This is a genomic window from Streptomyces sp. SAJ15 (genome assembly GCF_007595705.1).
Classification (GTDB): Bacteria; Actinomycetota; Actinomycetes; order Streptomycetales; family Streptomycetaceae; genus Streptomyces.
The window spans coordinates 36,885-63,383 of sequence record NZ_NISY01000010.1 but is presented as its reverse complement, the minus strand read 5'-3'; the positions used below and the strand labels follow the sequence as shown (position 1 = coordinate 63,383).

Genomic DNA, 26,499 nt, shown 5'->3' with positions numbered 1-26,499 from the left:
CTCCTTGGCGTCGCACCGCAAACCGCGCCCCCGGATATCCGCCCGGATCCAGTCCGCGCCCGCCGGGCGCCGGACGGCCGTCGGCGTCACCACCGCCGCCCTCGCCTCCGTCACCCTGCTGTCCCAGGCCGCCCCGAGCGCGCAGGCCGCGCCCCGCGCGCCCGAGCCGACGCTGGAGGAGGTCAGGGAGCGGGTCGAGCTGCTCTACCGGGAGGCGGGCACCGCCACCCAGGAGTACAACGCGGCCAAGGAGCGCGCGGACACGCAGCGCGCCACCGTGGACCGCATGATCGAGGACGCCGCGCGGCGCACCGAGAAGCTCAACGAGGCACGCCGCGTCCTGGGCTCGTACGCCGCGGCCCAGTACCGGCACGGCGGGGTGGCGAACACCGCGACCCTGCTGCTCGCCTCCGACCCGCAGGACTTCTTCGACCGGAGCCACCTCATGGACCGGCTCACCGGCCGCCAGAAGGAGGCGGTCGACGACTTCCGCGTCCAGACGGCGGAGGCGGCCACCCAGCGCGCCGAGGCCGCCCGGAGCCTGACCCGGCTGTCCGAGTCGCAGAGGCGGCTGCGAACCAAGAAGGAGACCGTCCAGGGCAAGCTGGCGGAGGCCCGCACGCTGCTGTCGCGGCTGACCGCCGAGGAGAAGGCGCGACTGGCGGCGATCGAGAGGCGCAAGGAGGCGGAGGCCCGCCGCAAGGCCGCCGAGCTGGCGGAGAAGGAGCGGCAGCGCGAGGAGGCCGAGCGGCGCAGGCGGCAGCCCACGCCCGACCAGGACGCCGGCGGCGACAGCGGGACCGGTACCGACACCGGGTCCGGCTCGGGCCCGGGGAGCGACTCCGGCTCGCACGCCACCAAGGCGGAGCGGGCGATCGCCTTCGCCCGGGCCCAGCTCGGCAAGCCGTACGTCTGGGGAGCGACCGGCCCCGATTCATATGACTGCTCGGGGCTCACCCAGGCCGCCTGGAAGGCCGCCGAGGTCACCCTGCCGCGCACCACCTGGGACCAGGTGAAGGTCGGCCAGCGGGTGGCGACGTCCGAGCTCATCCCGGGTGACCTGGTCTTCTTCTACGACGACATCAGCCATGTGGGGCTCTACATCGGCGACGGAATGATGATCCACGCGCCGAAGCCGGGCGACATCGTGAAGATCGCTCCGATCACGGAGATGCCGATCTACGGCAACGTCCGCCCGGCGTAGCCGGCGGCGCCCGGCCTCACCCCGGGGCGCCGCGGCGGACGGCCGTGGGAACCGGCGGGTACGGGAACCGGCGTCCCCGGTCCCGGCCCGCTCAGGTCCACAGCACCGCGATGAAGACGTTCGCCGTGGTCAGCAGGCCCACCAGGCCGAAGACCGGGTTCGGGACACGCTCCTCGTCCCGCTTCACGTAGACCAGCGCGAGGATCACGATCAGCAGCGCCATCTTGATGCCGATCTTGAGATTGTTGACCGCCTGGTCGTCGGCCTGGTTGAGCCCGACCAGGGCCACGCCGGTGATCAGCATGGTGAGCGCGCCGTGCAGCATGCCCGGGGTCATCCGCGCCTCGCCCGCGCGCATCGCCTTCGTCTGCGAGAGGAAGCCCCCGAGCAGGGCGGCGATGCCGATGATGTGGAGGCCGACGAAGACGTTGATCAGTACGTTCATGGCCTCGGAGCGTAGCCGCGGCGGGGCGCCGGCAGGCCGCGTGGGTGCCGTGCCGCTCGCCGCCGGGCGCGTATACCATCGCGCGCACCGCGGCCGCGGCGCCTTCGGAAGCTCGGTCAAGCCCGCGCGTTCACCTGCGGCGACCCGCCGCCCAAGCTCTCAGCTCCGGTCGCCAAGCCGCCGAATCCATTCACTCTCCCGCATCGCCCCGCCTTGGCCCCGCGCGCGGGCTTAGCGTCCTCCTCCAGACGCCGGCCCGCTCCTCGTCACGCTGCGTAGGGGCGCCGCCGTCACTCGGAAGGATGGTGATCACGTCGTGGCCTCGCATCGGAAGCCCAGACGGCGGCTGCTCCCCGGCGGTTCGGCCCACGCCGCCGCGGCCCTGGCCCTCGCCGGGGTCGCCGGCGCCGTGACGGGGGCCGACACCGACGCACAGGCCCAGCCGCGGCTCTCCCCCGCGCAGGTGAAGTCGAAGGTCGACGAGTACCACCGGCAGGCCGAGGAGGCCACCGAGCGGTACAACGACGCGAAGGAGAAGGCGGACACCGCCCGCGCCCGCTACGACGAGCTGCGCGACGAGGCCGCCCGCAAGGCGGAGCGGCTCAACGCCTCCCGTGACGCGTTGGGCTCCGCCGCCACCGCGCAGTACCGCTCCGGCTCGGTCGCCCCCGAGCTACAACTGGCCCTCTCCTCCAACCCCGACCAGTACCTGGAGCGCGCCTCGCTCGCCGACCGCGCGGGCAGCCGGCAGGCCGCGGCCGCCGCCGGCGTGGCGCGCCAGCTGCGCGGCCTCCGACAGACCCGCGCCGAGGCCGGCGACCGACTCGCCGAACTTCGGCGCTCCCGTGACGCGCTGTCCCGCCACAAGCGGACGATCGAGGGCAAACTGGCCGCCGCGGAACGGCTGTTACGGCAGCTGACGGCGGCACAGCGGGCACGGATCGCGGCGGCCGACGCGCCGGCCCGGCCCGCGGCCGCGCCCGGGCCGACGAAGCAGGCCGCCTCCGCGCGGCCCGCGGCGGCGGCCCCGGCCCCCTCCGGCCGGGCCGCGCAGGCCGTCTCCTACGCGTACGGCGCCCTGGGCAAGCCGTACGTCTGGGGCGCCACCGGCCCCGCCGGCTACGACTGTTCGGGGCTCACCCAGGCCGCATGGCGCTCCGCCGGGGTCGCCCTGCCGCGCACCACCTACACCCAGATCAGCGCCGGCCGGCGGATCGCCCGCGACCAGCTCGTCCCCGGTGACCTGGTCTTCTTCTACTCCGGCGTCAGCCATGTCGGCCTCTACGTCGGCGACGGCCAGATGATCCACGCCCCGCGCCCCGGCTCCGCGGTGCGTCTCGCCCCCGTCGACCAGATGCCGTTCGCGGGGGCGACGCGGCCGGTGTGAGCCGCCCGACCCCTGCTCGGAGGGCTCGGGGCATGACGTACTCTGCACCGACGATTCGTCGAACCCTCGTGCGCAAAGGACAGTCATGCGGAAAATCGGGCCGGCAGCGGTGTGCGCTGCGCTCGCGCTGGGCGTTCTCACCGGCTGCTCGTCCGACTCCGGTTCGACCGACGACAAAAGCGGCAAGGACGGCAAGGGCGGCACCGCGGGCGAGGCCGGCAAGAACGCCGCGGTGGCGGCGGCCCCGAAGGCCGGTCAGGTCGGCGGCAGGGGCACGGCCTGCCCGCTCCCGGTGGAGTTCGCCCTCGCCGAGTCCTGGAAGCCGAAGGCCGTGAAGCCGCCCAAGGAGGACGAGCCGGCCGCCTTCCTCATCAGCCAGGGCCCGGTCAAGCTCGCCTGCGAGATCGACGCCAAGCCCGCCGGGAACATCGGCTTCCTGCGGGTGTGGACCAACGACAACGGCGGCACCGGCACCAAGCCCATGGAGCTGCTGAAGTCCTTCATGGCCGACGACAAGTACCACCGCAAGCCCGAGTACCGCGAGCTCAAGGCCGGCTCCCTGGCCGCCGCCGAGGTCTCCTACCTCAACGCCGCCCCCGGCTACGAGGACGATCCCAAGCGTGAGCGCGCCTTCGCCGTCGTCACCCCCAAGGGCGGGGTGGTGGTGCACCTGGGCGGCTTCGACAGCCAGGAGCACGAGGAGATGCTGCCCGCGTACGAGCTGGCCAGGAAGACGATGGCGGCCGTCTGAGCGACCTCGATCCCCTCGTTCTAGCGGGGTGAGTCGGCCGCTACGGGGGCGGGGCCCTCGGCGGTTGCGAACCGCGCGGTGCTCGCGGCGGCTTCAGGGGCTTCGGCCTTCGTGGCACCAGTGCTCCCCGTGGTGGTTTCGGTGTCCGCGGCGCCGCTCGGCTCTGTGGTGGCGTGGTCGGGGCGGGTTCGCGGCAGCAGCCATACGGCCCCTATGGCGAGGGCGGCGACGAGCAGGGCGCTGATGCCGCTGGTGGTGTTCAGGCCGTCGGTGAAGGCGGCGCGGGCGGGGTCGAGCAGGACGTCGTGCAGTCGGCTGGGGAGACCGTCCGCCGTGGCCATGGCGTCGGGCAGGCTTTCGCGAGCGGACTCGGCGTCCCGTGCCGGGACCTCGCCGGGGATGGTGCCGGTCATCCGGTCGCGGTAGACGGCGGCGCCCACCGTGCCGAGGACCGCGACGCCCAGGGCGACGCCGAACTCGGTACTCGTCTCGGACATCGCGGCGGCCGAGCCCGCCTTCTCCGGCGGGGCCGCCCCGACGATCAGGTCGGTGCCCAGCACGAGCATGGGGCTGATGCCCAGGTAGACGATGACGAAGCCGGTCACGAGGACGGGCAGCCCGGAGACGCTGTCGACCTGGGTGAGTATCAGGTAGCCGACCGCCGAGATCGCCAGCGAGGCACCGATGACGTACGCGACGGGCACCTTGCGGGCGAGCGCCGGGGTCAGGGCGGACGCCAGGATGAGCGCACCGGCGGCGGGCAGCAGCCACAGCCCGGCCTTGAGCGGCGAGAGTCCCTCGACCAGTTGGGTGTACTGGGTGATGAACAGGTAGACGCCGCCTATGGCGGCGATGCTGAGCAGCTGGATTACCAGGGCGGCGCTGAACGAACGGTTCCTGAACAGCGTGACGTCGAGAAGGGGACTGGCCAGCCCGGACTGCCGGCGCACGAACAGCACCCCGACTACCAGACCGCCGGTCAGGGCGGCCACCGGCAGCATCGCGAGGCCGTCCTTGGCCAGCTCCTTGATGCCGTAGATGATCGGCAGGATGGCGGCGAGGGACAGCACGACGCTGGTCGGGTCCAGTCGACCGGCCTGGTTGTCGCGGTACTCGGGAAGCAGCACCGGGGCGGTCACCAGCAGCAGGATCATCACCGGCACGCCCAGCAGGAAGACCGAGCCCCACCAGAACGCCTGGAGCAGCAGCCCGCCCAGCACAGGTCCGAGCGCGACACCGGCCGAGAAGCAGGTCACCCAGACACCGATGGCCGTGCCGCGCTGCCTCGGGTCACGGAACATGTTGCTGATCAGCGCGAGGGTGGACGGCATCAGGGTCGCCCCGGCCATTCCGAGCAGCGCCCGAGCCGCGATCAGCATCTGGGGGCTGGTGGAGTACGCGGCGAGCACCGAGGCGACGCCGAACGCGGCCGCCCCGATCATCAGGAGTCTCCTGCGGCCGATCCGGTCGCCCAGCGTCCCCATGGTGACCAGGAAGCCGGCGATCATAAAGCCGTAGATGTCGGCGATCCAGAGCAGTTCGCTGCCGCCCGGCTGGAGGGCGGCGCTCATCTGCGGGACGGCCAGGTACAGGACGGTGACGTCCATGGCGAGCAGCAGGGTGGGGAGCGCGAGCACGGCCAGCCCGAGCCATTCTCGGGGCCCGGCCAGCTGTGGGGGGAGGGTCGTGTGGGGTGTTTCCGTTGACATGCCGCGTAAGCTAAACCCTCACGTCGACGTCAGAGTCAACTCGCTTTTTCGGGGGGCTTGTCAACACATGCGTATCGGGGCGTTGTCCCAGCGGACCGGAGTCAGCGAACGGGCCCTGCGGTACTACGAGGAGCAGGGGCTGCTGAGTCCGCTGCGACGGCCGAGCGGGTACCGCGAGTACACCGATGAGCATGTCCACACGGTGCGGAGCATCCGCACACTGCTCGCCGCGGGTCTGGGCACCGCGACCATCGCCGACGTGCTTCCCTGCATGGTCGACGAGGGCGGGCAACTCGCGGCCGCCTGCCCCGACCTGCTGCTGGACCTGGTCAGGGAGCGGAACCGGATCAGCGCCGCCATGGAGGAACTACGGGTCGCACGCGAGATGTTGGACACCATCATCGCCGCGCCCGTCCCTCCCGAGGCGGCCCGGGCTCTGGACTGTGACGAGGCGGTCGGCACCGAGGTCGGTGCAGCGCGGGCCCCGTCGTCCTGAGTCGCCATCCCCTCAGACCCCGGTCCTGTGGCGTGCCGGGTACGGGGCGACGCGCCCCCGTGACCGGCGGATCTCCGCCGTCGGCGGCCGCAGCCGTCACACCAGGCGTCGCGCCGTCGCCCACCGGGTCAGCTCGTGGCGGTTGGAGAGCTGGAGCTTGCGCAGCACGGCCGAGACATGCGACTCGACCGTCTTCACCGAGATGAAGAGCTGCTTGGCGATCTCCTTGTAGGCGTAGCCGCGGGCGATGAGCCGCAGCACCTCGCGCTCGCGCTGGGTGAGCCGGTCCAGGTCCTCGTCGACCGGCGGGGCGTCCGTCGACGCGAAGGCGTCGAGGACGAAGCCGGCCAGGCGCGGAGAGAAGACGGCGTCGCCCTCGGAGACGCGGAAGACGGCGTCGACGAGGTCGGCGCCGGTGATGGTCTTGGTGACATAGCCGCGCGCGCCACCGCGGATGACCCCGATCACGTCGTCGGCGGCGTCCGAGACGGACAGCGCGAGGAAGCGCACCGGGCGGTTCGGGTCGGCCATCAGCGCGGTGGAGCGGCGCAGCACCTCGACCCCGCCGCCGCCCGGAAGATGGACGTCGAGCAGGACCACCTCGGGGCGGGTGGCGTTGATGACGGTGACGGCCTGGTCGACGTCGGCGGCCTCGCCGACGACCTCCACCCCGGTGCGGTCCGTCTGGCCGATCTCGGCCTGCACGCCGGTGCGGAACATCCGGTGGTCGTCGACGAGCACGACCCGCACCCGGCGCGGCGTCCCCTCGGCCTCGGTCGTCGTCATGTCGTCTCCGCCCTCTCCATCTCCAGCTCCACTTCCGTGCCCCCGTCCGGCGCCGAGCGCAGGCGCGCCGTGCCGCCGTTGCGCTGCATCCGACCGACGATCGACTCCCGTACGCCCATCCGGTCGTCCGGGACCGCCTCCAGGTCGAAGCCCGGCCCCCGGTCCCGCACGGAGATGAACACCGTACGGCCCTCGACCTCGGCGTAGACCTGCACCGGTCCCCCGTCGCCACCGTACTTGGCCGCGTTGACCATCGCCTCGCGCGCGGCCTGGAGCTGGGCGTTCAGCCTCTCGTCCAGCGGGCAGTCGCCGACGACCACCACCTCGATCGGCACCCCGTGGTAGTCCTCGACCTCGGCGGCCGTGGCCCGGACCGCCTCCGCGAGGGTCCGCGGCTGCTCCGCCTCGTCCTTGCCGGTGCCCTCCGGCCGGTAGAGCCAGGCGCGCAGCTCCCGCTCCTGGGCACGGGCCAGCCGGGCCACCTCGCGGGCGTCGTCCGCGTTGCGCTGGATGAGGGTGAGCGTGTGCAGCACCGAGTCGTGGACGTGGGCGGCGACCTCGGCGCGCTCCTGCGCGCGGATGCGCATCAGCCGCTCCTCGGACAGGTCCCGCATCATCCGCACCAGATACGGGCCGGCCAGCAGCGCCACGCCGACGACCACCGCGAGGGTGGCCTGGAGCACGGCGCCCAGATGCCGGCCGGAGCCCTGCATCACGACGATTCCGGTGACGCCCACACCGACCAGCAGCACCCCGGCCGCGCCCCGCGCGACCGGCAGCACCCGCTTGCTGCGGCTGAGCTCGACCCACTGGGCGCGGCGCGCGTTGTCCGCCTGGCGCCACACCAGCGCGACGCCCGCGCCGATGAACAGCAGCGGCCAGATATAGGCGTTGGCCCGACCGAGGTGGAAGCTCTCGACGAAGATCCCGGCGCCGACCAGCAGCGCCAGCAGCGCGAGCAGTTGCCCCTTGTCCGGCTTGCGGGCGAACCGGCGGCGCCTGCCGTCGGGCCCGGTGGCGACGCCCGAGAGCGGCGACGGCCGCTCGGTGTCCACGCCGCCGACGCCCAGCGGCACCACGAACCAGAACAGCGCGTACACCAGCGCGCCGAAACCCTCCGCCAGGAAGAGGGCGACGAAGGCGATCCGCACCCAGGAGACCGGCAGGCCCAGATGGCCGGCCAGCCCGCGCGCCACACCGCCGAGCATCCGGCCCTCGGCGCTGCGGTAGAACCTGCGCAGCGGCGGCTCGGGGGCGGGGGGCGTGGCGGTGGTCATGGTCCCGATCGTCACACGGTCAGCGGGCCGACGGCATCAGGGTCACCCCTGATCGGACCCGGAGGACTTCCCGGCCCCGCGGGGCTCGACGTCCCCGGGGAGCCGCAGGCCCTCCTTGGCGCGGTCGAAGACGACGCGGTACGAGTCGAACACGTCCGTGGGCGCGGAGAGGTAGAGCGCGTACTCCTTCTCCCCCACCCGGCCCCAGCCGAGGTCGATGGCGCTGATCCGCTGGGTGTCGCCCTGGAACTCCATCTCCCATATGGCGGCGGGCTGGTTCCGGAACTTGGTCTCCTGCAGCCGCTTGCGCTGGTACGAGGAGTACTTGTCGCGAAGGTCCTTCTCGACCTCCTTGAAGTGCCCGACCGGGTCGGTGCTCGCGAAGTCCAGGACGTTGATCCGCAGGCTCGCCTCACCGGTGGGATCGACGAAGTTCACCGCCCGGCCGCTCATCGAGTCCAGGGTCCAGCCCTTCGGGACGGGCACCGAGAGGCCGAGCTCGCCCACGCGGTTGAGCACGTACCCCTCCGGGACCGGCGGGGCGGTGTGCTTCGTCCTCACCGGGGTGGGGGACTTGGTCCCGTTCTTCCCCTCGGCCTTCGTCCCGCTGCCGTCCCCGCCCGAGGCCAGGTAGATCCCCGTCACCACGGCCGCGCCGACCACGCCCGCCGCCACCACGCTCAGGAAGGTGCGGATGCCGGCGCGGCGGCTGGTCCCGCCGCTGTACGGGATCGCCGAGGCGGGGGTGGTCACGGTGGTGCGCGAGGGCTCCGGCGTCCGGGTGGTCGCCGTCGTCCGCGCCGGCTCCGGGGCCCGCGCCGGCTCCGGGGCCCGCGCCGGTTCGTCGCGGACGGGCTCCGGCTCGGGCTCCGGCGCTCGCGCCGGCTCCCGCGCCCAGGCGGGTTCGTTGCGGCCGGGCGGGGCCTTGGGGGGCTCCGGGGTCGCCGACTCCCGCACCGGCGGGGGCGCGGGCCGCGCGGCCGTCGGCTGGGTCAGCGAGACCGCAGGGAAGAGGGTGGTGTCGGTGTCGGAGAGCGGCACCCGCAGCATCCGCTCCACCGCGTCCGCGGACGGCCGCCGTTCCGGGTCCTTGTCGAGCAGCGCCTCGACGAGCGAGGTGAGGGGGCCGGCGTTGCGCACCGGATCGACGGGGTCGACGGCGATGGCGTACGCCGTCTCCATGGCGGTGTCCCGGCGGAACGGCGGGCGGCCCTCCAGCGCCTGATAGAGCGTCGCGCCGAGCGCCCACAGGTCGGAGGCCGGACCCGGCTTGCGGCCCTTGACGCGTTCGGGGGCGATGTAGTCGATGGAGCCGACGACCTCGCCGGTCTTGGTGAGGGTGGAGGTGCCGGTCGCCATGGCGATGCCGAAGTCGGTGAGGACCACCCGCTTGTCCGCGCCCAGCAGGACGTTGCCCGGCTTGACGTCGCGGTGCAGCACCCCGGCGGCGTGCGCGGCGCGCAGCGCGGAGACCATGGCGAGTCCGATGCGGGCCGCCTCGGCCGCGGGTATCGTCTGGCCGCCCTTGAGGAGGTCGGCCATGGTCGAGCCCGGGACGTACTCCATGACGATGCACGGCCGGCCGCCGTCCTCGACGACGTCGTGGACCACGACCACGTTGGGGTGGGTGATGCGGGCCGCGCTGCGCGCCTCGCGGCGGGTGCGCTCGTAGAGGGTCGCCAGCTCGTCGTCGGCGAGGTGCGGGGAGACGTGCAGCCGTTTGACCGCGATCTGACGGCCGAGCAACTCGTCCTCGGCGCGCCATACCGCGCCCATTCCCCCGCGGCCGACCTTCTCGATCAACCGGTAGCGTCCGGCGACCAGCCGCCCACCCTCCGACACCGCGTACCCCTTAGCCCCATCTGCCCCGCCGTTGCCCCGCGTCCACATGCCTGCCCCGCATGTGTTCGAAGGAACAAGATAGCCGCAGCCGTCTCAGGGATGATCTCAGGGAAGGTCCAGGGTCGCCCCGTGTGTCGCACCGGGCCCCCGGTTGTCACCATGGACCGCATGACCGACGCACACCCCGTGGCGGACGCGTCCGGGCCGCCCGGCGCGCACGGCCCGCGCGACGCGAGCGACCCGTCCGCCCCGCCGCCCCCCTCCGGCCCGCTGCGGCGCAGCCGCGAGCACAAGGTGGTCGGCGGGGTCTGCGGCGGTCTCGGCCGCTACTGCGACATGGACCCGGTGATCTTCCGGGTGGCGCTGTCGGTGCTCGCCGTCGCGGGCGGCCTCGGCCTGATCGCCTACGGCTTCTGCTGGCTGCTGATCCCGCTCTACGGCGAGGAGGAGAACGAGGGGCGCAGGCTGCTGTCCGGACGGGTGGAGGGGACGGCGCTGACCGCGGTGCTGTGCGCGCTGATCGGCTGTGGGCTGTTCCTGTCGATGCTCAACAACGGCAACGTCGTCACCTTCTCTCTCATGCTGTCGCTCGCCACCATCGGCGCGGGCTACTGGTCGCTCCACCGCCGCCAGGCCGAGAGCGGCGCCGGCGTCGTCGACGCCGCCACCGCCCAGGCGGTGGCGGACGCGCCGCCCGAGACGCTGGCCCCGCCGCCGCCCGGCGGCGGCCCCTCCTGGTGGCGCGACCCGATCGTCAAGGACGGCACGACGGGGCACGTCGGCACGGGCTATCTGTGGGGTCCCGACGACGGCACGGAGACCCCCGCGGCCGCGCCGGCCACCGATGCCGGCCTCGGCCGCCGGTACGGGCCGCCCGACAGGGAGCGGGTCCCGACGCCCGCCCGCCCACCCCGGGAGCGCGTCCCGATCGGCGGCTGGACCTTCCTGACGGCCCTGCTGGCGGCGGCGGCCGGCATCGGCGCCACCTGGGGCGAGCGGCCGCTCGGCACCACCCTGGAGATCGGGCTGGCCGCCGCGCTCGGTGTCTTCGCTCTGGGCCTGCTCGTCAGCACCCGGTACGGGCGCACCGGCGCGGGCACCTTCGTCTCCGCCGTGCTGACCTGCGTGCTGCTGGCGGGCGCCGCCGCCCTGCCCAAGTCCGTGACGACCGACTGGACGCGCAGGACCTGGGCGCCGACGAGCGCGGCCGCGGCCTCCCGCGCCCCGTATGAACTGGGCACCGGCGTGGGCACCCTGCGGCTGACCGGGCTGGGGCTGCGGAAGGGCCAGACGGCGGCGGTGACCGCCGAGGTCGGCGCGGGTCGACTGGCGGTGGTCGTGCCGCCGGATGTGACGGTGGAGCTGGAGGTCGAGGTGGGCCTGGGCGACATCTCGCTCCCGGAAGACACCGAGGGCGATATCGACATGGCGCCGGGCGAGGAGGCCAGGGTGACCCTGAAGCCGGCCGACGGTCGCGAACCGCGCGGCACCCTGGAGCTCGATCTGAAGGTCGGACTGGGTCAGGTGGAGGTGGACCGCGCATGAGGCCCCACCCGTTCGAGCCGGGCAAGCTCATCGCGGGCCTGCTCTTCCTGGGCCTGGCCGGGCTGTACGCCCTCGACGCCGCCGGCGAGCTCGACGTTCCCGCCTTCGCCCCGCTCCTGGCCCTCCCGGCCGGGCTCACCCTGGCCGGACTGGCCACCTGGCTCACCTACGTGGGACGCCGCAGACGGGCCCGACGGCGAACGGGCTGACCCGACTGCGGACCGGCTGGCCCGACCGCGGCCGGGCCGGCCCGGTGGACCGGCCCGGTGGACCGGCCCGGTGACAGCGCGGGTGCCGCCGGCCGGCCCGCCCCCCGCCCGGGGTCAGACGGGCAGCCGCCGCCCCCGCCGTCTGGCGATCTCGGCGTCCAGGGAGATCCGGGGCGCGCCCGCCAGGACCAGCGGCAGCCAGGCCATCAGATAGGCCAGGTCGTTGCCGTAGTAGTAGGGCTCGGTCTGCCAGCTGACGGTGAGCCACAGGCTGAGGGAGATCAGCGCGCCGCCGAGGGCGGCGACGCGGGCCAGCAGGCCGAAGAGGGTGCCGAGGCCGACCGCGAGCTCACCGAGGGCGATCGCGTAGCCGAACCCCTCCGGACTCTTCAGCGCCAGGTCCACCAGCCAGGGCACGGCGGCGGAGTCCCGCACGCCCAGCATCTGGGCGCCCAGGGAGTCGACGCCGGTGGCCGCGAAGAAGCCGGGCGCGGTGAGCTTGTCGAGGCCCGCGTAGACGAAGGTGACGCCGAGGAAGAGGCGCAGCGGCACCAGCGCGTACCGGGCGGCGACCGCCCGACGGACCGTCGCCGCGCCGCCGCCCGCGCCGCGCGTCCGCCCCCTGCGGTTTCCCTTCGCCATGCCGTCCGCCGCCCTTCCCTCGTGCCGTCACCCGGTCTTACGGACGGCGGGCGGCGAACGCTCAGTCGACGACGTCGATCGGATAGCGGTTGGTCTCGGCGCCCGAGGCGGTGATGACGAGCACCTCGACCCGGCCCGGCTCCACGTCCACCGGCACCGGGACGGTGAGCACCGTGTCCGTGGGGTTGGTGAAGCCGCCCGCGACGGGGATCAGCGGCACATGGACGTGGACCGTGCCGATCCGCACCACCGTCTGAGCCAGCCGGTCCGGCTCCTGGGCACCGGGCGGGACGAAGCCGCTGCCGCGGATCTCGATGTCGTCGCCGGTGCGGATGGGCGCGTCCAGGTCGCCCGCCTCGCGAGCCCGGACCACCGAGAGCACGGTGGGCCGGCCGCCCTCGGCGTACTTCCCGGCGAGGTAGGTCACCGCGGACACCACGGCCAGCACCGCCAACGCCCAGGGCAGTTCGGGCAGCCGGCGTGGCTCCCGGGCGAGGAGGACGGCGGCGAAGACGACCGCCGCCGCGTTGACGACCACGTACTGCGCGTCCGTGAAGCTGCCCCGGCCCGCGTCATCGGTGAGCAGGTCGGCGGCGCGCGGGCGGTCGGCCCGCACCTTCTGCGTCCGCTGCCCGCGCACCCGGTTGGCGACCACCAGCCGGGCCAGCACGGCCACCAGACAGGTCAGCGCGACCACGGTGAGCAGGGCGGCGGAGCGGGCGAGGTCGAGGCCGTCGACGGCGGCGGAGCCTCGGCGGGAGTCCGCGGCGCGCTCCACCGCGAGCAGCAGGACGGCGAAGACGGCCAGCAGCACCCAACCGACCGCCACCGCGCGCGAGGTCGACAGCCGGTTGTCCTCGCCGATCAGCGGCGCCAGCGGGCCGCCGCGCGAGCGGTGCAGCCAGGCGGCGAGGGTCAACAGCACGCCGACCACCAGCGAGGCCACCAGCCCCGCCGTGCGTGCCACCGACCAGCCGTCGCCGGCGACCAGCGCGGTGACCAACTGCACCAGCAGCAGCACGCCGATCACGCCCCAGACCCAGGCCACCGCGCGCTTCCACACCGCCGCCAGCCAGGCCGCGCCCTGTGCCCGGCCGCGCTCGGCGACCCCGCGGGCCGCCTGCCGCAGCTCGTCGGAGACCCACTGCCGGGAGGCCCCGGCGGAGTGCGCCAGCGCGGCGGGCAGGCCCTGGCCGTCGGCCAGCCGGTCGCGCAGCTCGGCGAAGGCGGACACCGCCCGCCGGTGGGCGTCCCGGGCGCCGCGCGCGCAGCCGCAGTCCTCGCCGTGACCGGCGGGGTGCGCGGAGGCGTGCGGAGGGCTCGGGGGGTGCGCGGGTTTCGCGTACGGGGTCGCGCGCGGGTCCGGGTAGCCGTGCGGGTCCACCGCCGTACCCGTCGTGGCGTCTCGCGCCTGTTCCACCGCCACGGGGCTTCTCCCAACTGTCGTGCGTCGCGAGGGAATTGTGCCGCACGTACAGCCGACCTCAGGTCAACGGGTCGGGTTCGGCGCGGGTGATTTCCTGGTACAGCGGCTGGTAGTTGATCCACGCGGCGAGATCGTTTCCGAGCTGCTCGCGGATCGGGGCGGCGCCGCGGCGGTCGATCGGGACCGGCCTGCCCGCCGCCTTCGCCGCCAGCTGCGCCTGGCACGCGCGCTCCATCGCGATGAACCACCAGGCGGCCGCGTCGACCGAGTCGCCGACCGTCAACAAGCCGCGATTCCGCAGGATGAGGGCCTTGTACGGGCCGAGCGCCGCCGCGATCGCCCGCCCCTCCGCCGGGTCGGCCGCCACGCCCGAAGAGGCGTCGTACGCGGCGTGATCCTCGAAGAACGCGCATACGTCCTGGGTGATCGGATCGAGCGACTCGCCCAGCGCGGACAGCGCCCGTCCGTGGACCGTGTGGCTGTGCGCGACGGCGACGACATCCGCGCGGGCCCGATGCACGTACGAGTGAACGCCGAACGCCGCCTGGTTGACGCGGTACCGTCCCTCGACGACCTGACCCTCCGCGTTGACGAGCACCCCTCCACGTCCGTCCGCCCCCGCAAGCTACCCGCGGTCACGGCGGGAACACAGGGGGGCGGAGGCGGCGCCCGCTAGAGGTGGTCGATCTCGGTGAGGTCGATGTCGATGTCGAAGGGGACGGAGAGCTTGAGTACGTCGTGGTACATGCCGGTGAACCTGTACGTGCGACTCTCCGGGTCGAGTTCGTGAACGTGGATGACCGGCCTCCCGTTGTGGCCCGCCCGCTCCACCCGCCAGAAGTGCGGGATACCCGCCCGGGCGTACTTGTGCGGCTTGGTGTCGCGGTCACGGGACTCCGAGTCCGGTGAGACCACCTCCACCGCCAGGACGACGTCCGCCACCTTGAAGTACGTCTGGTCGTTGTCGAGGAACGCCTCCGCGCGCACGACGGAGATGTCGGGCTCCGGGCCGTTGCGCTTGTCGATCACCACGGTCATCTCCCGGGCGACCCGCAGCTCGGACGGTACGGTGGCGCGCAGCCCCTTCTCCAGCAGGTACATGGTCAGCGTGTGAAAGAAACGCTGCGGACTCACGAAAACCAGGCTCCCGTCGATCAGCTCGGTGTGCGGCGGGAGGTCGGGCAGGGTCAGCAGGTCGTCCACGGTGTAACCGTCCTGCGGCGGCATCGGCCAGGCGTGCGCGATCTCAGCGGTCATGGTTCCTCCCATGGACGGGATTCTCGGCCGTGTGCACAGCGTATCGAGCGGAAAACGGCGACGCCGCCGCCCAAACGAATGAGCGACGGCGTCGGCGTTGACCGGTCGGTGAGAGGTCACTCCCACTCGATGGTGCCCGGCGGCTTGCTGGTGATGTCCAGCACCACGCGGTTGACCTCGTCCACCTCGTTGGTGATGCGAGTGGAGATCCGCGACAGCACGTCGTACGGGAGGCGCGACCAGTCGGCGGTCATGGCGTCCTCGGAGGAGACGGGGCGCAGCACGATCGGGTGGCCGTAGGTGCGGCCGTCGCCCTGGACGCCGACCGAGCGGACGTCGGCGAGCAGGACCACCGGGCACTGCCAGATCTCACGGTCCAGGCCGGCCGCGGTGAGCTCCTCGCGGGCGATCGCGTCGGCCTCGCGGAGCAGGTCCAGCCGCTCCTTGGTGACCTCGCCGACGATGCGGATGCCCAGACCCGGACCCGGGAAGGGCTGGCGCTGGACGATCTCCTCGGGCAGGCCGAGCTCCTGGCCGACCATGCGGACCTCGTCCTTGAAGAGCTGGCGCAGCGGCTCGACGAGCTCGAACTCCAGGTCCTCGGGGAGGCCGCCCACGTTGTGGTGCGACTTGATGTTGGCGGTGCCGGTGCCGCCGCCGGACTCGACGATGTCCGGGTAGAGCGTGCCCTGGACGAGGAAGGCGACCTCTTCGCCGTCGGCCGCGCCCTCGGCGACGATCTCGGCCTGCGCCTGCTCGAAGACGCGGATGAACTCACGGCCGATGATCTTCCGCTTGGTCTCCGGGTCGGAGACCCCGGCGAGCGCGGTGAGGAACCGCTCCTGCGCGTCGACGACCTTCAGCTGGACGCCCGTGGCGGCCACGAAGTCCTTCTCGACCTGCTCGGTCTCGTCCTTGCGCATCAGGCCGTGGTCGACGTAGACGCAGGTGAGCTGGGAGCCGATGGCCTTCTGGACGAGGGCCGCGGCCACGGCGGAGTCGACGCCGCCGGAGAGGCCGCAGATGGCGCGCTTGGAGCCGACCTGCGCGCGGATCGCGGAGACCTGCTCCTCGATGACGTTGCCGGTGGTCCAGCTCGGCTCGATGCCGGCGCCCCGGTAGAGGAAGTGCTCAAGGACCTGCTGGCCGTGGGTGGAGTGCATCACCTCGGGGTGGTACTGCACGCCGTAGAGCTTGAGCTCGTCGTTCTCGAAGGCGGCGACCGGCACCTGGTCCGTGGAGGCGGTGACGGTGAAGCCCTCGGGAGCGGCGGAGCAGGCGTCGCCGTGCGACATCCACACCGACTGCTCGACGGGGGTGCCCTCGAAGAGGGTGGAGCCCGACTTGGACACCGTGAGCGGCGTGCGGCCGTACTCACGGGCACCGTTGTTGTCGACGGTGCCACCGAGGGTGGTGGCCATCAACTGGAAGCCGTAGCACATGCCGAAGATCGGCACGCCCGCCTCGAAGATCGAGCGGTCGAGGATGGGAGCACCCTCGGCGTAGACGGAGGAGGGACCACCGGAGAGGATGATCGCCTTCGGCTTCTTTGCGAGCATCTCGGCCACCGGCATGGTGGACGGGACGATCTCGCTGTACACCCGGGCCTCACGGACGCGGCGGGCGATGAGCTGTGCGTACTGCGCGCCGAAGTCGACGACCAGGACGGTGTCGGGCGTGGCGGCTGGGGTCGCTGAGGGCACTGCGGCGGCCTTCCGGCGGGTCGTGCAAATGGGGTTTGGACTTTCGATTCTAACGGGCTCATACTGTTGGCCATGTTCACGCAGCTGACCTCCGTCTTTACCTATGGCACCGGCCCGTCCGGCTGCCATGGTCGTGCTGCTTGAACATCTGACAAGCGACTTCCCAGGCGCCCCGGGCCGACAAAGGCCCGGGGCGCTCTGTGTTTCTCCGAGTCTTTGCGGCTCACCCGGGCCGCCCGGGGCCGAGACACCCCAGGAGAGACACCATGAGCCCGCAGACCGCCACCGTGCGCGACACCCGCCCCGCCACCCCGGCCGCCGAGGACGCCGCCGCGGGGGAGGCCGCCGCCGGGGAGGCGGCCGCCGTCTCCGTGCCCGAGGCCCGGCTGGAGATCGACGATCTCGACCGACGCATCATCGGGCTGATCCAGGAACGGATGGCCGTCTCGGCCGCCATCCAGCGGTCCCGGATCGCCTCCGGCGGGCCGCGGCTGAGCCTGAGCCGCGAGATGGAGATCCTCGGCCGCTACCGCGAGGGCCTGGGCCGGCACGGCACGGCGCTCGGGATGACCCTGCTGGAGCTGTGCCGCGGCCGCGCCTGAGGCCCGGCGGGGGTGTCCGAGGTGCCGCCCCGGCCCGGAAGTGCTCGGGGGCGGCGGGGCCCGCGTCGACCGGGGCTCGCGGCGGCGTGACGGGACGCCCCGCTCCGTCACCCGTACGGCGCGTGACCGGCGGCGGAGACCCCTCGTTGGTACCGGTGACCGCGCCAGCCAGGAGCGGTCCGCACCACAGTCCGCGCGTGGCTCAGATCCGCCGCGGCGATGAGACGCGGCCCCCCTGCGGTGATCCGGGTGGCGCGCGTCGTGGGACCTCGCTGCGGCGCGGTGACCGGTCAGCAGGGGACAGCAGCCCGGTCACCACTCAAGGACGGTCGGTCCCGGGGACGCCTGGGACCGACCGTATCCGGTCGAAACGGTTGCGCCCGATGTGGCGCATCCACCACGATGCAGTCATCGCAGTGCCGGCGAAAACGCCCCCTTCGCTGACTGTCAAGACCGCACTACAGCGCGCTGTCACCACGTCTTCACGCCATGCCCCATGCCAGCGGCGCTACCCCCCGGCGCCGCTCATCGGCACCGGCGCTGCCCTGACGCCGGTGCTGATCGCCGAGGGCCCCGTGGACGCCCGCCGCACGCGGGCGCCCCGGGGCCCTTCGCTCACCCGGCTCACTCCCAGGCCGTCCCCTACTGCTGGAACCACAGGCGCCAACGGCCCCACCGGCCCCTTCTGCCAGTGATCCACCTCACGCCCCAGCAGTTCCGTCCGCCGCGCAACCATTTCTCGCCACCACTGGTCATGTACGTGCAAACGCACGGCCTGACCGCGCCCCCCAACGCGCCGGCCTTCCCGTACGGACCCCGAGTGAGGGCTTCATGAAGCTTCGCCGCGCTCTCGCGGCCGCCGCTGTGACGGCCGCCATCGCACCCGCCGCGCTGGTCGGCGCCCCGATCGCGTACGCAGAGACGCCGACCGAGACGCCGACGAGCGAGACGTCGAGCCCCGCCACCCCGACGCCGACCGACACCGCGACGGCCACCGACGAGCCGACCGAGACGCCGACCAGCACGGAGACGGGCACGCCCACTCCGACGGAGACCTCGCCGACTCCCACCGACACGGCGCCGACCCCGACGGAGACCGCGCCCACCCCCACCGACACCGCGCCCACGCCGACGACGCCCGGCCCGACCGGCAAGCCGACGTCGGAGCCGAGCCCCGAGCCGACCGATGACGACGAGGTGTGCGAGGACGTCACCGACGAGGTGGCCGTCAGCACCGAGCTGCGGGGTCTGCCGAGCAAGGTCGTGGCCGGCGCGGGCTGGGTGAACCTCACCTTCCGCACCACCAACACCTCGGACAAGGCGATGAAGACCGTCGACGCGTACGCCTCCGTGGGCGCGATCGCCAAGGACGACTTCGACGACGTCTCGGCCTTCCTCACGCTCCAGTGGTACGACGCGGACGCCGGCCGCTGGACGACCATCAGCGACGAGGAGGCCGGCTACTTCGCCACCGTCGAGCAGCTCAAGCCGGGCGAGTACGCCGACGCCAGGCTGCGGCTGAAGGTCGACGCCAAGACGCCGGGCAGCTACGGCTTCGCGGTGGCGATCGGCGCCTACCACGACGAGGACGACGTCTGCGGCTTCTCCGACGCCAAGGACTACGAGTTCGACGTGCTGGTCGCCGGCAGCGAGCCGGGCGATGTGGACGAGGCCGAGGGCAAGCCGAGCGACCGCACCAACCGCCCCGCCCCTCAGGGTGGCGAGCGGCGTGAGCTGCCGGTCTCCGGCGAGCTCGCCGAGACCGGCTCCTCCTCCGCGCTGCCGACCCTCGGCATCGTCGGCGGTGTCGCCATCGTCCTGGGCGCGGGCGCGGTCTACGGCGTGCGCCGCCGCCGCTCCGCCTGACGGAGTGCGCCGCGCGCCGACGGGTCGGCCCGTCGGCGCGCCCGCTGAGGGCCGCTCTCCCGTCGAGGGGGAGCGGCCCTTCGCCGTGTCTCCGGGTGTCTCCCGTGCCGGGTGTCTCCGGGGCCGGGAGCGCGGTGTTCAGGCCAGCGGGTTGGGCAGCGACATCCAGCGCTCCCCCGCGACCCCCTCCAACCGCATCGTGGTGAGCGCCTTCACCCGCACCTCGGCCCCGAACAGCGCGGCGCGGTCGGCGTGGCTCCTCGCGGTGGCGGGCAGCTCCGTGAACGCCTCGCGCGCCGCGCCGGCGACGGCCGCCCACAGCCGGGCCTCCACGCCCCGCTCCCCCGCGCCGAGCGCGGCGACGAGTGCGGCCAGCGTGGACCCGAGCAGATCGCCGTAGAGCTTCGTCCGCAGCACCGCGGGGTCGTCCTCGACCCCCCGGCCGCCCAGCGGCGGCGGGGTGAACCCGAGGCGGCCCAGCCGCGCCGGGCTGACCCGGCCGTCGGCCAGGTCGCGGTAGACGAAGCGCCGTGGCCGGGCCGCGGCGTCCAGCACCACCAGCAGGTTCTGCCCGTGCGCCGCCAGCGCCACACCCCGGTCGAGCAGCCGTAGCAGCGGCGGCAGCAGCAGCCGGGCGAAGGCGCCCAGCCAGTCGACGGCGACGTCGCCGCAGGCGCCGCAGGCGCCGGAGACGCCGGAGACGCCGGAGACGCCGGCGGATCCCAGCAGCGTGTGGATCAGGGGCGGTCCGCCGGCCGCCGGGCGGGCCGCGAGCGCCGCCACCGGCAGCACCCGCTCCCCCGTGCCGAGCCGTGCGACCTCCGCCGGCGACTCGCGCAGCAGCACGGCCAGGTCCGGGCTGGGCGCGCCGTCCACGATCGCCGAGACCGCGCCGAGGTTGCGGGTGATCCGCAGGCTTCCGTCCAGCGGCCCCACCACGCGGGTCAGCAGCGCGGAGAGCGCCGCGCTGTCCGCCACCGACCCCGCCGAGATGTCCCGGACCTGGCTGGTCAGCCGCATGGAGAGCGCCGTCTTCAGATGGGGCCCGCCGGCCAGCGGGGCGAAGCTCCGCACGCTCATCAGCGGGCGGGCCGGGATCGCCCCGGTGCGCAGCGGCGGCTCACCGAGCCCCGGCAGCACATGCGCCGCCTGCCAGGGGTGGACCGGCAGCAGCAGCCGGTCGCCGTCCCGCAGCCGAGCCGGCCACTCCCCCACGACCCGGCAGCGGTCGGCGGGGACCACCGCCAGGTCCACACCGACGACCGGCCGGTGCTCCGGCCCGTAGGCGAGCTGCTCGGCCACCGAGAAGCCGGGTCTGCTGCGGCAGCAGGGGTGGTACGGATGGCCGTCGACCACGCCCTGCTCGACGTGGGCGAGCTCCTCGTCCGCCCCCGGCGGCTCCATGGACGCGCGGCGCGGGGCCGCGGCCCCGGCCAGGGAGAGCGCCAACGAGGCGACGCTGTGATCCACTTCGGCGGTCAGCGCGGCGGCGCCGGGCAGCGCGACGGCGGCGAGCAGCCCGGCCGGATGGGTGTGGGGCCGGCCGTCCGACCGGATCGTCAGCGCCTCCTCCGGCCGGTCCAGGTCGTGCGGCAGCCGCGGCGGCCCGCTCAGCCGCCGCCCGTCGTCGAGCCGCACCACGCCCGCCGCCGGGTCACGGCCCGCCACCCCCGGCAGCGGCTCGTACAGCAGCGCCCGCCACAGCCGCCCGAGCACGGCGGAGCGGGCCCGTGGCAGCGCCTCGGTGAAGGCGTCGCCCAGCTCGGGCCGGACGGCCGCCAGCTCGGCGGCGAAGGCCGCCTCCAGCGGCCGGCCCGCCCCGTCTGGCCGGCCCGTCGGGACATGGCCGGTTCCGGCGCCCATGGGAGTCACCGCCCTTCATCGGGTCCCGCGCGCGGTGAGTTACCCGCCAGGACACCGGGCAACACCATGTGGACACTGGTGCGGTGCGCGTCGTATCCGTACGGAAGGTTCGCACGGAAGGGAGGTGTCATGGGTGACGACGGGACACGTGCCGAGGCCCTGTCGACGACCGCGCTCCTCAACTGCCTGATCCGCGAGGTGGCCCGGCCCGAACGGGACCCGGAGGAGGCCGCCGGACATCGCGCGTACCGGCTGCCGGCCACCGGCAGGCTGCTGCGGGTGCGGGCCGGGCGCCACCCCGGCGAGCCGGCCCTGCGCACGGCCGGGGGCTGGCGCGCGCTGACGCTGGCGCGGCTGGTGGAGCTGGCCGCGGAGGAGCTCGGCCGGCACACCGGCCACGGCAACCCCGCCCTGCCCGCCGAGATAGCCGACAGCCGGGACGTCATGGCGGCGCTGCTGGCGGCCCGCGCCGCCGCGACGCCCCCCGAGGACCCGTACCTCCGCTCCGAGCAGGCGCTGCTGGCGGGGCACCGGTACCACCCGGCCCCCAAGGCGCGCGGCGCCGGCTCCCCGGACCGCTGGCTGCCGTACGCCCCGGAGGCGTACGCCCGGTTTCCGCTGGAGCTGCTCGGCGTGCGGGAGGACCTGGTCGCGGGCGACGGCGACGCCTCGGCGCTGGACGTCCTCGGCGCGGCACCGCCCGACGGCTACCGGCTGCTGCCCGCGCACCCCTGGCAGCTGACGCTGCTCGGCGCGTTGCCGGCCTTCCGCGACGGGCGGCTGCTGCGGCTGGGGCGGACCGCCGGCCTCGCCGTGCCGACCTCCTCGCTGCGCACGGTCTACCTGCCGGAGGCCGACCTGTTCTGCAAGTTCAGCCTGGATGTGCGGATCACCAACGACATCCGCCGGCTGTGGCTGCGCGACCTGCGGTGGCTGCGGATCGTGGACGAGCTGCTGGCGACCGCCTTCGCCGACCTGCCCCCGTATCTGCCGCTGGCGTCGGTGCTGTCCGACCGCGGCTACCGCACGGCCGACCTGGGCGGGCGGGACGCCTACGAGGCGCTGGCGGTGGTCGTCCGCGACGGCCTGGGGGCGCACCTCAAGCCGGGGGTGACGCCGCTGCTGGCCGCCGGTGTCAGCGAGGGCTTCCCGGGCAACCCGCTGGACGGCACCACCCCGGAGGCGGCCCTGGGCTGGTGGCAGCGGTACCTCGACCACGTGGTCCCGCCGGTGCTGCACGCCGGGCTGCGGCACGGCGTGGTGCTGGAGTGCCATCTGCAGAACGTCCTGGTCTGCGTCGACGAGGAGGGCCTTCCGGCGCAGGTGCTCTTCCGCGACCACGAGGGCGTCAAGCTGGTCGCCGAGCGCCACCGCGCGGTGCTGGGCCGCTTCGGGCCGGGGACGCCGAACCCGGGGGTGAGCGCGGAGCGCGGCTGGGAGCGGCTGGTCTACTGCCTGGTGGTCAACAACCTCGCCGAGATCGCCGGCGCGATCCACGAGCGCCACCCGGAGCTGGGCGGGGAGCTGTGGCGCCGCGCGCGGGCGGTGTTCGCCGACTACGCGGCGGACCACGGCGACCCGCCCGAGGTCCGGGAGCTGCTGGCCGCCGCGCACCTGCCCGCCAAGGCCAATCTGCTGCTGCGCTGGCGTGACGCCGACGGCGGCAGCTCCCGCTACGTGCCCGTGCCCAATCCGCTGCGGGCCGCCACCGGCTGACCGCCGGGCACCCGTGCCGGGTGCCCCGGGGGTGGCGGCCGCCGCCGGTCACCGCTTGGGCGGCACCGTGGGGACCGGGAGGACCGGCAGGTTCAGCGCCGCGAAGGCGTGCGGCGGGACGGCCGGGTGGGCCGGGGGCACCGGGGCCAGCCGCCGGTAGCCGGCGCCGGGGGCCGGGCGCGGATCCGGCTCGCCCTTGTTGGGCCACAGCGCCATGGCGCGTTCGGCCTGGGCGGTGATGGTCAGCGAGGGGTTGACGCCGAGGTTGGCGGAGACGGCGGCGCCGTCCACGACGGAGATGCCGGGGTGGCCGTGGAGCCGGTGGTAGGGGTCGATCACTCCGTGCTCGGCGTCCTCCCCGATGGGGCAGCCGCCGAGGAAGTGCGCGGTGAGCGGGGTGCCCATGAGCTCGCCGACGTTGCTGCCGGCGAAGCCGTCGATGGACGCGGCGATGAGCCGGGCCGCCTCCGCGCCCTCGGGGATGTGGTCCGGGTTGGGCTCCCCGTGCCCCTGCCGGGCGGTGAGCAGCCCCTTGCCCGGGCCGCGTCGACGGCGGTACGTCGTCAGCGAGTTGTCGTGCGTCTGCATCACCAGGCCGATGATGGTCCGCTCGGACCAGCGGTGGTTGGACAGCGAGCGGGCGCACAGCACCGGGTGGCGCAGGTTGGCCGCGAGGAAGCGCAGCAGCCGCGGCAGCCGTCCGCCGTGGGGGATCTGCAGGATGGACAGCGCGCCCATCGCGTTGGAGCCCCGCCCGTAGCGGACCGGTTCGATGTGGGTGGTGTCGTCGGGATGGATGGAGGAGGTGATCGCCACGCCCCGGGTGAAGTCCGGCCGACGGCCGTGCCGCCGCCGGTAGCGGCGCTCGGTGGTCTGGGCGCCCACCAGCGCCTCGGAGTTGGTGCGGGTGAGCATGCCCAGCCGGTCCGTGACGCGCGGCAGCAGGCCCTGGTCGCGCATCCGGTGCAGCAGCGTCTGGGTGCCGTAGGTGCCGGCGGCGAGCACCACCCGCCGGGCGCGCAGCGTCCGGCGGGGGCCGCGGCGGCGGGCGTCGGTGGGGACGGTGGCGACCCGGTAGCCGCCGCCGGGGTGGTCGGAGACCGCCACCACCGTGGTCATCTCCTCGACGACCGCGCCCGCCCGCTCGGCCAGGTACAGGTAGTTCTCGTTGAGGGTGTTCTTGGCGCCGTGGCGGCAGCCGGTCATGCACTCCCCGCACTCGACGCACGCCGCGCGGTCCGGGCCCGCGCCGCCGAAGTAGGGGTCGGGGACGGTCTCGCCGGGCGCCGCCCTCGTGGCGCCGTCCGCGTCGTGGCCGTCGCCGAAGAAGACCCCGACCGGCGCCATGTGGAAGGTGTCGCCGACGCCCATCCGCTCCGCGGCGTCCTTCAGATGCACGTCGGAGGGGGTGAGGGTGCGGTTGAGGCGCACCCCCAGCATCCGCCGGGCCTGGTCGTAGTAGGGGCGCAACTCCTGTTCCCAGTCGGTGATGTGGCCCCACTGGGGGTCCTGGAAGAAGGCGGGCGGCGGCACGTAGAGGGTGTTGGCGTAGTTGAGCGAGCCGCCGCCGACCCCGGCGCCCGCGAGCACCATCACCTTGCCCAGCAGGTGGACGCGTTGGATGCCGTAGAGCCCGAGGGCCGGCGCCCACAGGTAGTCGCGCAGGTGCCAGGAGCTCTTGGGCAGGGTGTCGCGGGTGAAGCGGCGGCCCGCCTCCAGGACGCCGACCCGGTAGCCCTTCTCGGTCAGTCGCAGGGCCGACACCGAGCCGCCGAAGCCCGAGCCGACCACGATCACGTCGTAGTCGACGTCCGAGTCGACGGAGGCGTCGTCGGTGAGGTCGCCGCCGTCGGGTAGCTCCTGGTTTCGGGCGCGCTTGTCCCCTGACACCGGTACCTCCTGGAAACGTGCTGGTCAGCGCTTGGCCGCGGATCGGGCCCGGTCGTGCGTACGCGGCCCGCCGGCCGGGGGTCGGGGGCGGGGTCAGTGCAGCCGCAGCGCCTTGAGGGCGCGCAGACCGCGGTTCATCAACGCCGCGTACTTCTCGTCGGTCAGCCCGAAGGCCGGCCCCAGCGGCAGCGCCCGCTGCTGGGCGACGGTCTGCGGCTCGGTGAACTTCAGGATGCCCTCGGAGCCGTGGCGGCGGCCGAGGCCGGAGTCGCCCATGCCGCCCATGGGCGCGCGGACGCTGCCGTAGCCGGCGGCGTAGCTCTCGTTGACGTTGACGGTGCCCGCGCGCAGCCGGGCGGCGATCGCGCGGCCGCGCCGGCCGTCCCGGGTCCAGACGCTGGCGTTGAGCCCGAACGGGGTGGCGTTGGCGCGCTCGACGGCCTCGTCCTCGTCGCTGAAGCGGTAGACGGAGACCACCGGGCCGAAGGTCTCCTCGGCGCAGACCGCCATCGGGGACTCGACGCCGTCGAGGATGGTCGGCTCGTAGAAGAGCGGGCCGATGTCGGGGCGCGGCCGACCGCCGGCGAGCACGGTGGCGCCCTTGGCGACGGCCTCCTCCACATGGCGGCCGACGGTCTCCAGTTGGCGGGTGGAGACCAGCGAGCCCATCTCGGCGCCGTAGGCGAGCGCCGTGCCGAGCCGCATCGCCTTGGTGCGGGCGACGAACCGCTCGATGAACGCCTCGGCCACCGAGTCGTGGACGTACAGCCGCTCGATGGAGATGCACAGCTGGCCGGCGGAGGAGAAGCAGCCGCGGACGGCTCCGTCGACGGCCCGGTCCAGGTCGGCGTCGCGCAGCACCAGCATGGCGTTCTTGCCGCCCAGCTCCAGGGAGCAGCCGATCAGTCGGGCGGCGGCGCCCTGGGCGACCTCGCGACCGGTGCGGGTGGAGCCGGTGAAGGAGACGTAGTCGGCGTGCCGGACCACGGCGGGGCCGACGACGGGGCCCTCGCCGATGACGATCTGCCACACGGCGGGCGGCAGTCCGGCCTCGATGAGCAGCTGACGCGCCCACAGGGCGGTGAGCGCGGTCTGCGTGTCGGGCTTCATCACCACGGCGTTGCCGGCGACGAAGGCGGGCAGCGCGTCGCCGACGGAGAGCTCCAGGGGGTAGTTCCAGGGCGCGATCTGGCCGACGACGCCGCGCGGGTGGCGCAGTTCGGTGACCTTGGTGAGCGTCGGCATGACGCCCAGGTGGCCCTTGGGTCGCAGATACGCGGCGGCCCTGAGCCCGTAGTGGCGGGCGGACAGGACGACGGCCTGGATCTCCTCGTGGGCGTGCAGCCGGGCCTTGCCGGTCTCCAACTGGATGAGGTCCAGGACCTCCGACTGGCGTCTGAGCACCAGGTCGTGGAAGCGCAGCAGGACGGCGGCGCGGCGCCGCACGGGGATGGCGGCCCAGGCCCGCTGGGCGGCGCGGGCCCGCTCGAAGGCGGTCGCGACGTCCTCGGGAGTGGCCTCGGGCAGCTCGGCGAGCGGCTCCCCGGTGAAGGGCGCGCGGCCGGCGGTGGTGGTGGCGCCGCCGACGACGTCCCGGGTGAGCCGGGCGACCAGGTCGGGGGTGATGACGTCGGCGGCGGTGCGGGTGCCCGCGGCGGCGGCCGGATTGCCGCCACCCGGGGCGGAGCCGGGGGCCGGGTCCGAGGCCGCGGCCGGAACCGGTGCGGTTGCGCTGTCCTGCGAGTCCGTCATGCGATGAGCGTATTGCGGGACGATCCCTTTGGGTACCCGTCGGTAACCGTTTTTCGGCCATCGTGCCAGCGATTGCTGGCACGCTCCCTCGGGAGCCGCCGGGACGCCCCCCCGGGACGCCGCCGACGCCC

21 protein-coding genes and 1 pseudogene are annotated in these 26,499 nt (G+C 73.9%); 9 read left to right on the top strand and 13 right to left on the bottom strand.

The window, feature by feature from the left end; translation table 11 throughout:
- Positions 1–4 precede the first annotated feature (4 nt).
- Positions 5–1,204, top strand: coding sequence for a C40 family peptidase (locus CD790_RS23645; protein WP_144385337.1), 1,200 nt, complete (start codon positions 5–7; stop codon positions 1,202–1,204).
- Positions 1,205–1,295: 91 nt separating this feature from the next.
- On the opposite strand, the gene CD790_RS23640 is transcribed toward CD790_RS23645, so the two are convergent.
- Entirely contained in the window at positions 1,296–1,649 is a 354-nt protein-coding gene (locus tag CD790_RS23640) for a hypothetical protein (RefSeq protein ID WP_144385336.1), read from the bottom strand.
- A 316-nt stretch (positions 1,650–1,965) separates the two neighbouring features.
- Between CD790_RS23640 and CD790_RS23635 the strand changes: the two genes are divergently transcribed.
- Together CD790_RS23635 and CD790_RS23630 are read left to right on the top strand one after the other, a co-directional pair.
- The gene (locus tag CD790_RS23635) at positions 1,966–3,036 is read left to right on the top strand and encodes a C40 family peptidase (protein ID WP_144385335.1); all 1,071 of its coding nucleotides are present in this window, start codon (positions 1,966–1,968) and stop codon (positions 3,034–3,036) included.
- Positions 3,037–3,121: 85 nt separating this feature from the next.
- Positions 3,122–3,787: a lipoprotein gene (locus tag CD790_RS23630; protein WP_144385334.1), complete on the top strand. Its 666-nt coding sequence runs from the start codon at positions 3,122–3,124 to the stop codon at positions 3,785–3,787.
- Positions 3,788–3,807: 20 nt separating this feature from the next.
- Here the strand turns inward: CD790_RS23630 and CD790_RS23625 are convergent, their stop codons facing one another.
- A complete protein-coding gene (locus CD790_RS23625) occupies positions 3,808–5,496 on the bottom strand; it encodes an MFS transporter (RefSeq protein ID WP_144385333.1) in 1,689 nt (562 codons plus the stop codon).
- A 67-nt stretch (positions 5,497–5,563) separates the two neighbouring features.
- Here CD790_RS23625 and CD790_RS23620 point away from each other — a divergent pair, with 67 nt between their 5' ends.
- Positions 5,564–5,992: a MerR family transcriptional regulator gene (locus CD790_RS23620; protein ID WP_144385332.1), complete on the top strand. Its 429-nt coding sequence runs from the start codon at positions 5,564–5,566 to the stop codon at positions 5,990–5,992.
- Positions 5,993–6,088: 96 nt separating this feature from the next.
- Here CD790_RS23620 and CD790_RS23615 read toward each other — a convergent pair whose 3' ends face one another.
- The 3 genes from CD790_RS23615 to CD790_RS23605 are packed head-to-tail and all read right to left on the bottom strand — an operon-like array spanning position 6,089 to position 9,897.
- On the bottom strand, positions 6,089–6,778 hold the full coding sequence (locus CD790_RS23615) for a response regulator transcription factor (protein WP_144385331.1): 690 nt from the start codon (positions 6,776–6,778) through the stop codon (positions 6,089–6,091).
- On the bottom strand, positions 6,775–8,055 hold the full coding sequence (locus CD790_RS23610; protein ID WP_144385330.1) for an ATP-binding protein: 1,281 nt from the start codon (positions 8,053–8,055) through the stop codon (positions 6,775–6,777). The genes CD790_RS23615 and CD790_RS23610 overlap by 4 nt, the downstream gene beginning before the upstream one ends.
- 42 nt (positions 8,056–8,097) lie before the next feature.
- Positions 8,098–9,897, bottom strand: a complete 1,800-nt coding sequence (locus CD790_RS23605) for a protein kinase domain-containing protein (RefSeq protein WP_260867815.1) — start codon at positions 9,895–9,897, stop codon at positions 8,098–8,100.
- A gap of 168 nt (positions 9,898–10,065) precedes the next feature.
- On the opposite strand from CD790_RS23605, the gene CD790_RS23600 reads away from it, so the two are divergent.
- Together CD790_RS23600 and CD790_RS23595 are read left to right on the top strand one after the other, a co-directional pair.
- Complete coding sequence (locus tag CD790_RS23600) at positions 10,066–11,442, top strand: PspC domain-containing protein (protein ID WP_144385328.1); 1,377 nt, start codon at positions 10,066–10,068, stop codon at positions 11,440–11,442.
- Positions 11,439–11,651 carry a hypothetical protein gene (locus CD790_RS23595; RefSeq protein WP_144385327.1) on the top strand — a complete coding sequence of 71 codons (213 nt, stop codon included), beginning with the start codon at positions 11,439–11,441 and terminating at the stop codon, positions 11,649–11,651. The genes CD790_RS23600 and CD790_RS23595 overlap by 4 nt, the downstream gene beginning before the upstream one ends.
- A gap of 114 nt (positions 11,652–11,765) precedes the next feature.
- On the opposite strand, the gene CD790_RS23590 is transcribed toward CD790_RS23595, so the two are convergent.
- The 5 genes and pseudogenes from CD790_RS23590 to guaA all read right to left on the bottom strand — a co-directional run bounded on the left by CD790_RS23590 (position 11,766) and on the right by guaA (position 16,679).
- Positions 11,766–12,293 carry a DoxX family protein gene (locus CD790_RS23590; protein WP_144385326.1) on the bottom strand — a complete coding sequence of 176 codons (528 nt, stop codon included), beginning with the start codon at positions 12,291–12,293 and terminating at the stop codon, positions 11,766–11,768.
- 61 nt (positions 12,294–12,354) lie between these two features.
- Positions 12,355–13,719 carry a hypothetical protein gene (locus CD790_RS23585; RefSeq protein ID WP_144385325.1) on the bottom strand — a complete coding sequence of 455 codons (1,365 nt, stop codon included), beginning with the start codon at positions 13,717–13,719 and terminating at the stop codon, positions 12,355–12,357.
- Positions 13,720–13,777: 58 nt separating this feature from the next.
- A pseudogene (locus CD790_RS23580) lies at positions 13,778–14,317 on the bottom strand (class II aldolase/adducin family protein); the annotation flags it as partial.
- Positions 14,318–14,391: 74 nt separating this feature from the next.
- Positions 14,392–14,976 (bottom strand): Uma2 family endonuclease, encoded by a 585-nt coding sequence (locus tag CD790_RS23575; protein WP_144385323.1) that lies wholly within the window; start codon positions 14,974–14,976, stop codon positions 14,392–14,394.
- Positions 14,977–15,092: 116 nt separating this feature from the next.
- Positions 15,093–16,679, bottom strand: a complete 1,587-nt coding sequence (gene guaA, locus CD790_RS23570; protein WP_144385322.1) for a glutamine-hydrolyzing GMP synthase — start codon at positions 16,677–16,679, stop codon at positions 15,093–15,095.
- A gap of 266 nt (positions 16,680–16,945) precedes the next feature.
- Between guaA and CD790_RS23565 the strand changes: the two genes are divergently transcribed.
- Together CD790_RS23565 and CD790_RS34810 are read left to right on the top strand one after the other, a co-directional pair.
- Entirely contained in the window at positions 16,946–17,281 is a 336-nt protein-coding gene (locus tag CD790_RS23565) for a chorismate mutase (protein ID WP_144385321.1), read from the top strand.
- Positions 17,282–18,112: 831 nt separating this feature from the next.
- Positions 18,113–19,147 (top strand): LPXTG cell wall anchor domain-containing protein, encoded by a 1,035-nt coding sequence (locus CD790_RS34810; protein WP_186319195.1) that lies wholly within the window; start codon positions 18,113–18,115, stop codon positions 19,145–19,147.
- Between the two features lie 138 nt (positions 19,148–19,285).
- Here CD790_RS34810 and CD790_RS23550 read toward each other — a convergent pair whose 3' ends face one another.
- The gene (locus CD790_RS23550; RefSeq protein WP_144385318.1) at positions 19,286–21,010 is read right to left on the bottom strand and encodes an IucA/IucC family protein; all 1,725 of its coding nucleotides are present in this window, start codon (positions 21,008–21,010) and stop codon (positions 19,286–19,288) included.
- A 129-nt stretch (positions 21,011–21,139) separates the two neighbouring features.
- Here CD790_RS23550 and CD790_RS23545 point away from each other — a divergent pair, with 129 nt between their 5' ends.
- Entirely contained in the window at positions 21,140–22,726 is a 1,587-nt protein-coding gene (locus CD790_RS23545; protein ID WP_144385317.1) for an IucA/IucC family siderophore biosynthesis protein, read from the top strand.
- A gap of 48 nt (positions 22,727–22,774) precedes the next feature.
- Here the strand turns inward: CD790_RS23545 and CD790_RS23540 are convergent, their stop codons facing one another.
- Both CD790_RS23540 and CD790_RS23535 read right to left on the bottom strand, forming a co-directional pair.
- Positions 22,775–24,616, bottom strand: coding sequence for a GMC family oxidoreductase (locus CD790_RS23540; RefSeq protein WP_144385316.1), 1,842 nt, complete (start codon positions 24,614–24,616; stop codon positions 22,775–22,777).
- A gap of 93 nt (positions 24,617–24,709) precedes the next feature.
- Positions 24,710–26,368: a succinic semialdehyde dehydrogenase gene (locus CD790_RS23535; RefSeq protein WP_144385315.1), complete on the bottom strand. Its 1,659-nt coding sequence runs from the start codon at positions 26,366–26,368 to the stop codon at positions 24,710–24,712.
- Between the last annotated feature and the right edge of the window lie 131 nt (positions 26,369–26,499).

Coding starts and splice junctions, on each gene's coding strand:
- CD790_RS23640 (WP_144385336.1), bottom strand. CDS start 1,649: ATGAACGTACTGATCAACGTCTTCGTCGGCCTCCACATCATCGGCATC.
- CD790_RS23630 (WP_144385334.1), top strand. CDS start 3,122: ATGCGGAAAATCGGGCCGGCAGCGGTGTGCGCTGCGCTCGCGCTGGGC.
- CD790_RS23625 (WP_144385333.1), bottom strand. CDS start 5,496: ATGTCAACGGAAACACCCCACACGACCCTCCCCCCACAGCTGGCCGGG.
- CD790_RS23620 (WP_144385332.1), top strand. CDS start 5,564: ATGCGTATCGGGGCGTTGTCCCAGCGGACCGGAGTCAGCGAACGGGCC.
- CD790_RS23615 (WP_144385331.1), bottom strand. CDS start 6,778: ATGACGACGACCGAGGCCGAGGGGACGCCGCGCCGGGTGCGGGTCGTG.
- CD790_RS23610 (WP_144385330.1), bottom strand. CDS start 8,055: ATGACCACCGCCACGCCCCCCGCCCCCGAGCCGCCGCTGCGCAGGTTC.
- CD790_RS23600 (WP_144385328.1), top strand. CDS start 10,066: ATGACCGACGCACACCCCGTGGCGGACGCGTCCGGGCCGCCCGGCGCG.
- CD790_RS23595 (WP_144385327.1), top strand. CDS start 11,439: ATGAGGCCCCACCCGTTCGAGCCGGGCAAGCTCATCGCGGGCCTGCTC.
- CD790_RS23590 (WP_144385326.1), bottom strand. CDS start 12,293: ATGGCGAAGGGAAACCGCAGGGGGCGGACGCGCGGCGCGGGCGGCGGC.
- CD790_RS23575 (WP_144385323.1), bottom strand. CDS start 14,976: ATGACCGCTGAGATCGCGCACGCCTGGCCGATGCCGCCGCAGGACGGT.
- CD790_RS23565 (WP_144385321.1), top strand. CDS start 16,946: ATGAGCCCGCAGACCGCCACCGTGCGCGACACCCGCCCCGCCACCCCG.
- CD790_RS34810 (WP_186319195.1), top strand. CDS start 18,113: ATGAAGCTTCGCCGCGCTCTCGCGGCCGCCGCTGTGACGGCCGCCATC.
- CD790_RS23550 (WP_144385318.1), bottom strand. CDS start 21,010: ATGGGCGCCGGAACCGGCCATGTCCCGACGGGCCGGCCAGACGGGGCG.
- CD790_RS23545 (WP_144385317.1), top strand. CDS start 21,140: ATGGGTGACGACGGGACACGTGCCGAGGCCCTGTCGACGACCGCGCTC.
- CD790_RS23535 (WP_144385315.1), bottom strand. CDS start 26,368: ATGACGGACTCGCAGGACAGCGCAACCGCACCGGTTCCGGCCGCGGCC.